At 62.9% G+C, this 10,087-nt stretch carries 6 protein-coding genes and 1 pseudogene; 1 reads left to right on the forward strand and 6 read right to left on the reverse strand.

Annotated features, from left to right (window positions below):
• Positions 1-45 precede the first annotated feature (45 nt).
• The 6 genes and pseudogenes from GT571_RS04520 to GT571_RS10270 all read right to left on the reverse strand — a co-directional run.
• A complete protein-coding gene (locus GT571_RS04520) occupies positions 46-1,989 on the reverse strand; it encodes a DEAD/DEAH box helicase (RefSeq protein WP_101677770.1) in 1,944 nt (647 codons plus the stop codon).
• On the reverse strand, positions 1,976-3,187 hold the full coding sequence (locus GT571_RS04525; RefSeq protein ID WP_079535895.1) for a hypothetical protein: 1,212 nt from the start codon (positions 3,185-3,187) through the stop codon (positions 1,976-1,978). Before GT571_RS04525 ends, GT571_RS04520 begins: the two co-directional genes overlap by 14 nt.
• The gene (locus GT571_RS04530; protein ID WP_101677771.1) at positions 3,174-4,352 is read right to left on the reverse strand and encodes a hypothetical protein; all 1,179 of its coding nucleotides are present in this window, start codon (positions 4,350-4,352) and stop codon (positions 3,174-3,176) included. The genes GT571_RS04525 and GT571_RS04530 overlap by 14 nt, the downstream gene beginning before the upstream one ends.
• Positions 4,353-4,490: 138 nt before the next feature.
• Positions 4,491-7,874 carry a DEAD/DEAH box helicase gene (locus tag GT571_RS04535; RefSeq protein ID WP_161155752.1) on the reverse strand — a complete coding sequence of 1,128 codons (3,384 nt, stop codon included), beginning with the start codon at positions 7,872-7,874 and terminating at the stop codon, positions 4,491-4,493.
• 2 nt (positions 7,875-7,876) lie between these two features.
• Positions 7,877-8,722, reverse strand: coding sequence for a class I SAM-dependent methyltransferase (locus GT571_RS04540; protein WP_422110311.1), 846 nt, complete (start codon positions 8,720-8,722; stop codon positions 7,877-7,879).
• Between the two features lie 24 nt (positions 8,723-8,746).
• Positions 8,747-8,821 (reverse strand): annotated as a pseudogene (locus GT571_RS10270) (hypothetical protein); the annotation flags it as partial.
• An 866-nt stretch (positions 8,822-9,687) separates the two neighbouring features.
• Between GT571_RS10270 and GT571_RS10275 the strand changes: the two are divergent.
• Entirely contained in the window at positions 9,688-10,050 is a 363-nt protein-coding gene (locus tag GT571_RS10275) for a M15 family metallopeptidase (RefSeq protein ID WP_161155756.1), read from the forward strand.
• Positions 10,051-10,087: the final 37 nt, after the last annotated feature.

Raw genomic sequence — 10,087 nt, forward strand, 5'->3', positions numbered from 1 at the left:
AGTTGTTACTTATGAGCCAATATCGTCAGTGCGCCGTTCGGCCTCTTAGTATTCCAGGCTCTTGGCATCTTCTCCCAGCAGGCGCTCGAAGACGATACGCAGGTCCTCGTCATCGAGGTAGCCGCCCTCAAGGCAGCCGCGGTCGATGGCGTCGAGCATCGTCTGCTCCTTCTCCTTCAAGCGGTCGTAGATCACGGCGTCGAGGGATAGCTCCCTGCCGTCGCGCATGAACTTCTCGCGCATGAAGTAGTAGCGCGTCTTCTGGTCGTCGGGCAGGCCCAGACGGTGTATGCGGTCCTTTGACTGCAGCAGGTGCACCAAGTTGTAGCTGTACTCGAAATACACCGCGTCGTGGCAGACGCTGTGCAGAGAGACCGACTCGGCAAGCGTCTGCGGGTTGGTCACGAGCACCCTGAAGCGCCCCGCGCGGAAGTCGTCCAGAATCTCGCGTCTCTCTTCCTGTGGCGTGGCGCCGTAGATCGCCTCTGCCGGAATCCCCATGGCGGCGAGGTCGCGGCGGAGGTTGCTGATGCTGCGTACGAAGATGCACCATACTATGACGGGGCGGCCTTCGGCGACGATGCGCTCCACGAGCCGCTCGCACGCCACGAGCTTCGAGCTCGGGCGGCTTCGCTCGATGGCCTCGTAGAACGTCTGCGAGAAGTCGACGTAGTCGATATCCGAGTAGTCATCGCCGACCTGGTCGAGCACGTACTCGAGGTCGCCTGGGTCCACTGCAGAGCAGAGCATCTCGGGGTCGCTCTCGAGCTGCAGGGTGCGTATGATCCTCGCGAGCGCGTTGGGGCAAGACGCGTACAGGACTCGCAGCAATGTGTCCTCATCGGGCGTCGCCTCGACCTCCACGATCTCGTCGGGCTCCGGGCGCGGCACGCCGAGCTCGTCCTTGTTCGTTCGGCAGAAGAAGGGCGCCAGGCTGTCGTTGAGGCTTGCCTGGAGGTCCGCATCGGGCGCGCGGAGCTCGCCCGGCTCGTAGCCGAAGAACGTGTCGTAGTCCTCGGGGTACAGGATGTGCAGCAGGTTGTAGATGTCCTGGTAGGTGTTCGGGATGGGCGTTCCCGTAAGGGCGATCACGAACTTCGCGCCGTCGGCCGCCTCGAGCGCGGCTTCCGCGCGCCTGCCGCCGATGGCCTTCACCCGGTGCACCTCGTCGAAGACGAGCAGGGTCTGGTCGGGGATGATGGCATGCAGCTCCCGCACGTAGCCCGAGAGCGACTCGTAGTTGAACGTGAACAGGTTGCACGCGCCGCTGTCGAGCGACAGCGCGTTGCGCCTGCGCTCGGTCGACATCGCCGCTATGGCGGGGTCTCCCAGCGAGAAGCAGCTCAAAGGCAGCTTATCCCCGAAGGTGGCGACCCACTCCTTCTCCCACGACTCGAAGCCGTTCTTGGGGCAAACCACCACGATGCGGCGCGCGAGCCCCAAATGGCGAAGGTAGGCGAACACGCCGAGCACCGTCGCGGTCTTGCCGGCGCCGGGCACCGAGAAGTCGGCCGCGCGCCCAACCGTCGCCATGAAGAAGGCGTCGAGCATCTGCCGGTCGCGCAGGGGACGCACCATCGAGGCGTTCACTACGTCGCGGAACTCCCGGAAGCGCGGCCCCAGCTGGGGGTCGTCGGCGATGCCCTCGGCGGTCTGCGCCTTGATGGCCAACCCCACCTCGGAGCGCTCGCGGATGTAGGTCTCGCCGGCGTTCACGAAGGCGCCGAAGCTCGGGTCAACCGCGACCTCGACGCCGTGGCCGTCGGCCTCCATGATCGCCTCGAGCATGTCCTGGCACTCGCGAAGGCCCATGCCGCCGTCGAGTAGGATGCGGTCGCGATCGGTGCCGTCGACGGCGCTCGCCGGGTAGTACAGCCAGGCGCGCCATGCGGCCGAGGCCATGAACGAGGCGATGTCTTGCCCCTCGATGCGCAGGTACATGCCGGGGCGCGCCTCGTCGTAGCAGACGACGGCCCTAGGCGCGCTCATCGATCTCACCGATCAGCTCTTCCACCTTGTCGGCGACGGCAACGAGGTTGCGGCGCACCTTCTCGAGCTCGTCGGGTCCCAGCACGTCGAGCATCTCGGGAAGGATCTTCTCGAGCTCGGAGAGGCAGTCGGCGGATTTCTTGGCGGGCGTGTCCATGAGCTTGACGCGGCGCACGGTCTCTCTTGCGCGGTCGCCTGCGCGCTTGAAGCCGTCGACGAGGTTGCCGTCCGAGCGCAGCTCGCTCACCTTCTCGCGCGTGAGGGCGTCGGGACCCATCTTCTCGAGGAGCTCGGACATGGCCTGCAGCTCGGCGGCCTTGAAGTCGGCCTCCGCATCCGTGCCTGCCACGCTGCCGAAGTCTCTCACGTATCGGGTGATGTCGCCCTCGGGCTGCACCACCATGTTGGCGAACATGAGTCGTTTGACAAGCTGTTTGTCGCGCCTGTTGTCGTACTTCTTCAGCACGCGGCTGAACTCGCCCAAGGGGCCATCGACCTTGAGGGCGCGGGCGAGGTGGTACTGCTCGGGGGCCTGGCAGAATTCGAGGAACTCCTCCATGTACTGGGCGCGGTCGACGAGTTTTTTCACCTCCGCCTCGGTCATGCCCGTCGCGTTGCCGTACTCCGCAGGGGTTATGAGGTGGTTCTTAACCACGTCGCGGTATACGCCGACGAGGCGGTCGACGGGATCGTACGCCACCTTCTCCTCTTCGCCGATTTGGATGGCGAGCTCGAGCAGCTTGATGCGCTTGGGGTCGCTGCCTGTGGCGTCGTCGAGGATGGCGGCCTCGAACCAGCCCGCCTCGTTGTTCGCCCGCGCGAGGCGGCGGACGCAGGTCAGGCGTCGGTTGCCGTCGATGACGCGTCCGTCGTTGAGCACGATGCCCGGCCTAAGCTGGCCGCGAAGGGCGATGCTCTTCTCGGTCTTCCTGAGCGCGCCGGGGTTGCTCTCGACGATGAAGTCCTCGATGACGCCGTTGTACTCGTCGCGGCCAAGGGCGAGCAGATCCGCGCCCTGCGCGGAGTTGTACTCGCTTACCCAAGTGGCGATGCGGTCGTTCTGGTCGTTGTAGAACAGCAGATCGCACTTGATGCGGTAGATGTCGAAGTCGCGCGTCACGTTGTCGATGGAGTGCTTCTCCTTGCGACCCGTCGGCAGGACGTTGCCAGTCGCGATCCCTTCCTCAAGCAAGCTCATTTCGTGCCTCCTTCTTCCATGCCTCCATGGATGAGTAATATGCGTCCCCGATGTCGTCGTAGTAGACGTCGGAGTTGTAAATGGTCGTCGTCAGAAGCGGTGCCGGGCACGTGATGCCCAGATCGTTCGCGAGCAGTCTCGGCAGGTCATCGCGCTCGATTCCCTCATGGTGGGCGACGATCCACTCGATGAGGTCGGCTGCGGAAAGCCGCCCCTCGCCTCCGGCGACGAACACCTTGGTTCCGGCGAGCGTGCAGCTGCGCAGGAGCCCTCCCGCGTCGAGCAGTCCCTCGTAGAAGTCGTCGGGCATGTCCAGCCCGTACAGCGGATGCGGAGTGGCGCCGCCCGCGCGCAGGCTCGCCACGGTGAAGGGCTCGCCTTCGGGCGCATCCACGCTCACCGCGGGCGCGTACGACTCGATGTCCGCCATGCGCGCGCCTAGCACGTCGTGCAGCCGCGAGAACGAGATGTAGCTGTCGCCCTCGTAGAGAAGTAAGCGGTGGTCCGAAAGCGCCTGGCGCAGCACCTGGCGGAAGGCGGGGTGCTGCCACACGGCGTTCTCGAAGCCGGCGTCGCCCTTCGCGAAAGACGGATGCTCGGCCAGCAGCCGCGTGAAGTGGTCGTTCGGGGTGCTCCCTTCTCGGAAGAGCAAGCCGCGGTCCTCGTAGTAGCCCGCATCCTCGATGCCGCGGTCGAGCGCTTCGGGCGGATCGTCGGGAAACTCGAAGGCGAAGCGCCGACGCACGAGGCCTTCGTCGCAGATGCGGCCGGCAAGCTCCCGGGCAAGGAAGCCCTCGAGGGTGGGTGCCTCGCGCTCGGTGTCGTGCGCTACGGGCACATCCGCACGGGAGGCCGGGGCGCCCGTCGGGCATTCAGCGACCTCGACGCCAAGCCACTCCGAGAAGCTCACGTCCGCGGGCTCGGCGAACAGGTCGAGCCATATCGCGGCGATGCCTGCGCTGAAGCCGTATTCGCGCTCGTAGGCTTTCGCGGCGACGTTTCTGGGCTCGTCCGCATGGCGCTCGGCGAAGGCGCGCACCTGACGGCGGCGGTCGACCTTGCCGAACCCGACAGAGAGGTGGTCGCCCAGGGTGACGCCCTCGTCTGCGTTCCAGAAGACCTGCTTCAGCTCATCGTAGAGAGCGATGGGCGTGGTGATCCCCACGCGCCTTAGCTCATTGCGCGAGACGCGAAAGACTAGACGGGCGCAAAGTTCGGTATCCTCACGCCGTGCCGCACTCACCGCCGCTCGCGCAGCCTCTGCACGCCCATCCTGTTTGCTGTCGACTACTTCCGCCACGCGCTACGCCTCGCCCAGCTTGGGCCCGAAGACGCGCTCGACGTATGCCTCCAGCGTGCCCTCCTTGGCGAGCTCCGCGGCGTCCGCGAGCTCGAAGTTAGAGTCACATCCTTGGCCGACCTCGTCGTGGAAACCCAGGATGAAGTGGGTGGCAATCTCGTAGATAATCTTGGTGGGCGCGATGCCGAACACCTGATGCTCCAGGATGTGGTCCAAACGCTCGCGGTCGTCCGGGAAGGCGGCCTTCATGCCCTCGCTTCGGTACAGGCGCTTGATGATCTCGGTGATGTAGAGGCCAGACTTCATATACAGGTCGGCGAAGGTGTGGCTCGGGTCATCGAAGCAGCCCGGGTTCTCCTTCTCGAAGAGGTCCACCATCTGAACCACGACGTTGCGCGGCGTGAAGATCTGATTGGTCTTCTGGGGCGGCACGTAGTCGAAGATGTCCTCTGTCTGGGACTCGTCGAAGTAATTGGCCAGGCGTTCGCGCAGCTTGATGAACTCGCTCACGGAGTCGTTGAATACGACCTCGTCGAAGAGGTGCCCAACGAAGCGCTTTACCTCGCCGGTCTCGCCATCGGTGTAGTCGCCGCCATCACGCAAAAAGCGGAACTCATCAACGGTGATGCTCGTGACGTCCTGGAAGACGTCAGCGGGGATCACGGTGTCGAAGTTCGCGAGCGTCGTGCCCTCTTCGCCGTAGGCCATGAGGAACGACGGGATGGTACGCGAGAAGCCGCGCAGATGAGCGCGCACCTTGTCCTCGATGCCCTGCTTCTCGTCCTCTTTCTTCGCCGTCTCCACCTCGCGCACCACGGTCTCGCCGGCGCGTTGCACGAGCTCCTCGCGGGAGTCCTCGAGCTTCTGGGCGAGCGTCTGGAACGCCTCCGCTTTCTGCTCGTCATGGCGCTTGTTCACCTCGGCGCGCTCGGTCTCGCTTGTCGCCGCCTTGAGCTCGTCCTTGCGCGACTGCTCGATGCGGCGCGCCTGAATCTGGTAGTCGCCGACCTGGCGGTTGAGTTGGATGTCGGCGTCCGCCTGGACCTTGCGCTCGATCTGCTGCTGCTGGCGCGGCTTGAGCTCGCTGCCGTAGCTCTCCTTGGCGGCCTGTACCAGAGGCGCGGTCACGCTCTGCTTGAAGGCCTCCTTGAGGTTGTCGAGCATCACCCGATCGTCGTCATCGGCCTCGTGGGCTTTCGCGATGTCGTCCATGTGGCCTGAGAATTCGACGGCGATGTCGCCGTAGACCTTCGGCCCGAAGATGTCCGCAGCCTTGCCTACGACCTGCTCGTCGGGAATCTCCACCTCGCCCTCGTCGTTGATGGAGAGCTCGTCGGCCGTGCCCTCATCGATCTCGACCTTGTTCTTCTCGGCGTTCTGTGCCTTGCCCTGCTCGTAGGGATCGAAGCGCTGGATGATCTCCACGACCTCTGCCGGCGCGCGGAAGACGCTCGCGATGTTCTGGAACAGGAAGTTGCTCATAAAGCCGCGCCTGACCACCTCGCGGGCATGGATGCGCCTCGGCACGCTGAGCACCTGCTCGGCGTCGAGCTCGACCATCTGCCCCTCTTCGTCCTCGCCGTAGACGGGGAAGAAGTTCAGCAACTGACGGATATGGCGCTCGCGCGTTTCGACATCGCCGCCGCCGCGCGCGGTCTCGCCGTACAGGTCGTTGGCGAACTGCTCAAAGATAGTAAGCGTGCGCGCCGGGTCGAAGTCGAAGACGTAGGCGTTCTCCTTGCGCGCGTAGTTGCCGCCGCCCAGGTCGAACAGGCACGGGTTCTGGCTGCGGAAGGCCGCCTGCATGTACAGTGCGGGGCTCGCCATGTTCGAGAGCATGAGCACGGCGGTCCACTCCGGCACGGTCACGCCCGTGGTCAGCTGGCCGACCGAAAGGGTGATGGTCCTGTCGTGGTCCTTGATCGCGCGGCGTACCTTGTCGAGCGATTTCTCGTTCTCGTCATCGGCGTCGATCTTGCCGTCGCCAGCAGCGAGTACCACCTCGTAATCCTTGAAGACGGGGTGCGCCTGCAGCTTCTTGGCGAGGGCGCGGGCGGAGTCGACGCGGTTGAGCATCCAGAACGTGTGACGCAGCTCGTCGCGCAGCCCGGGTGTCGAGAACGGGAACTTCTCCTGCGTGGTGAGCGCGTCGAGGAACTTATCCACGTCGGCGTCGTGCACGAAGCCGCCGTTGTGCTTGGTCAAGAAGAACTCGTTGAGGTCGAAGGCGAACTCGGTCTGCTCGCCATCAATCTCCATGCCGCCGCGGGCCTCCTGCTCGACGATGTCGCTCATCTGGTAGGTGAGCAGGTTGAGCTTGGGGAGGTTGGCGTAGGGGTTCGGCTGCTCAGAGTCGGCAGGCCAGTCACGCTTGGCCTGCTGCTCGTCGGCATAGGTCCAGTTGTAGATGGCGTCGTCGGCGAACTTCTCGTTTGCGATGGCCTTGAAGGGCGTGCCAGAGAGGTGCAGCGTGAAGCGGCGCTTGATGTGGTCGAATGCCACGTCGGTCTTGAAGGTGTCCACGCCCTCGTGTGCCTCGTCGATGATGAGCACGTCCCAGGTGAGGTCGGCCACCTCGTCGAGCTTCTGGTACACGCCGCCGAAGCGGATGGAGCCCTTGAGGTCCTGAAGGCTCACGAACTCGATGAACCCCTTGGGGCCTTCCGGGTCGTTGCGGATGGCGCGCAGGTACTCCTCGCGGCTGAGGCAGTAGGGCTTGCCGGTCAGAGCGTCCACGCCGCTGATGAAGCGGTAGCCGCCCTCCAAGCCCACGAACTTCACGTAGTCGTCGTACCAGGAGTTGGCGATGGCAGGGCGGTTGGTGACGATGAGCACCTTCTGCGCGCCGATACTGCGGCACAGGTCGTATGCGGTGAGCGTCTTGCCGAAGCGCGGCTTGGCGTTCCACAGGAACTCGCCGCCGTGCGCGCCGCCCTCGTCCCAATGGGCGCGGGCGAAGGCTCCCGTCTGCTCCACTGCGCGCTGCTGCTCGGCGCGCAGGGTGTAGGAGGCAGCGCCGGGTGCGTCCAGCACGCCGTCGGTGTCGCGGAACCGGTAGAACTGCTGGTGAGACTCCTCGCCGCTAATCTTGAACCATTCCTTCTTGGGTTCGCGCTCGACGCCCTGCTTCTCGAGGTAGGCGTGGAAGTCGGTGTCATGGAACGTGCCCGCACGGTGCTCCCACGTGGCGTTGCCGCTCCACTCCAGATGCCACTGCACGTCGGCGGTGTGCGTTTGCTGTTTGATTCGCTCGCGCACGTCCTGCTCGGTGTAGCCGATCTTGGTCCAGCCGTTGTGGCGGACGATCTCGGGCGTGGTGTAGGCATAGATCTGCGGCACCGCGGGAGCGGTGGTCTCGATGATCTGGGAGATGTCGATGCTCGCCATTGCTAGTCCATCTCCTTCACATGGGATTCGATGAACTGAATCTCCTCGTCGTCGAGGCCGTACTTCGCATAGAGCTGACGGTCGATGTCAGCAACAGACTGCGACCAATCGATGTCGGAGTCAGAAGTAAAGTCCTGTAGGGGGACATACTTCCATTTTGGTGCGGGATTGTGCTGCGTAATCTTCAGAATTCCGAGCATGGTCCGAGCGAACTTCGATTTTATGTATTTGAGGAGAGCCGTAGCTTCCGCTTCGGAATTGAAACTGCCAATGCTTATGAAGGACTGCGTATGCCCTATTAAGGGCGTAGAAAGCACTTCTCCAAGCGCGCCCGATCCGTTGGCGGCAGGAACAAGTACTTTCCATTTGTCGAGGTTCGGATGCGGAGCGATATATCTGGCGGAAATGAACTTGTAAGCTCTTCCGGCGCGACCTCTGCCAAAGATTCTGATGCAACTATCTCCGTCGCCAGGCATCTCGTCAAAGAAAACTACATTGTTAAGGTTGTCGAGAACGTTTGTCTTAAGGTCATAGTCGTGGTTCTTGCTCAACAGACCATGGTCGTCGTCAACATAACGAATCTCGGGATGGTCTTCGTGCATGGCTTCAGTGAAGTGGTAGCTATCGGCCGCGAAGATGATATCGCCGAGGGGTTGGATGCCATGTTTTACAACCTTCTCTTTGATGGTACGAAGCTCATCGAAATGTGTGAACACTTCTATCGCACCGAAATCCCGATCAGCATCTCGATAGGTAACGGCAACACCGCCCTTGATGTCGGTATTCGGAAAGGCGCTGGACGCATCCGCTTTATAGCTCATCACTTTGAAATGGGGGTCGTTAAGCATCTTCCTGTTCCAGGCCTTTGGGGTTGAGCCGGCGTCAAATAGGAATCTAGCGGGAGTGACAAGCTCCACCTTGTCGGAAACCTTGAACGCCGAGTCCATAAACTCGTGATAGATGGGCGGTGCATAGGTCTTATTGCCAGAATCTTGTTCCGCCACTGAAAGCTGATATGGGGATTACCGATTACCGCATAGAACTTCTTTCCCATAATTGCTGCCTCACCTTTCAATGCGGCGAACTCGAAGGGCTCGCCGTTCTGCCAGTCGTATATCACGCAGAGGGGAACCGTTTCCCTTGGCTCCTCTTCTTTGGTCTCTTCGGTTGTCTCGTCGGGGAATACGTCATCGAACAGGTCGAAAAGCGACGGTTGCATCGGCTCCGGCTCGGGCTCCTCGAACGTCCCCAGGGTCGACTCCACCTCGGCGCCCATCTTGTTGGTGGGCACGGCGTCTGTGAAGCCGTTCATCTGCCAGAAGTTCCAGGAAACGATCCATGCCGCCTGCTCGAGCTCGTCCTGTTGGGGGCCCGACCCCCAGCGATTGCGGAGATGCTCGACGAACGTCTCGAGCACATTGACGCGAGCAATAAGCAGGTTGTCGCCCTGGTACTCGAAGCCGTACGTCGCGCGCAGCGCGTCGAGGGCCCGGCGCACCCATTCCTTGCGAGTCTTGGTCTTCTCGGTCACAACGCGAAGCTTGCGGTCAAGGAAGCCTACGCGCTCGCTTACGGGTAGCTCGTCTCCCGTCACGGTGTCGTAGCGCGAGCACACAAACGGCGCCTCGCCACACGTGATCTCGAGCCGCGTAGCCTCCACGTATGCGCGCCAGCCGTGTCCCTTTGACTTTGGAAATTCGATTGGATCACTAGTCGGCGTCCATGTATTGGCGCCATCATCCGCAACGATCTCGGTGTTGAAGACATCGCGCCGGCCGAACCAAGTAAAGCTTGGCGAGCCACGTGCCGCTACGTGGCGCTTCCGGGTCGGAGCGAGCACGCCTTGGGCGTCGCGCTCGACATAAGCTGCGGAGACGGTAGCCCGGGAGGCCTCGAGGGGATCCAGGACTGGCTGTTCGAGAATTCGTGGCGGTTTGGGTTCATCCGTCGGTATCCTCCGGGCAAGTCTGCCCTTACGGGCGTGGACTTCGAGCCCTGGCACTACACCTACGTTGGCGTTGACGTTGCAACTGAGCTGCGGCGTACGGGCGAGTGCCTCGAGGAACTCGCGGCCAGGCTTGAGGTGGGTCGTCGGAGGGGTAGGGCGGCAGGACTGAGGCCGTCGTGTCTCTTGCGGGTTGATTTCCGATCTCAGCCGAACACATTGAGCAAATAGGCCGTTCCCGCACCTAGCCGAACGCCCCCGCTGCCCC

It is taken from the genome of Collinsella aerofaciens (genome assembly GCF_009876115.1).
Classification (GTDB): Bacteria; Actinomycetota; Coriobacteriia; order Coriobacteriales; family Coriobacteriaceae; genus Collinsella; species Collinsella aerofaciens_N.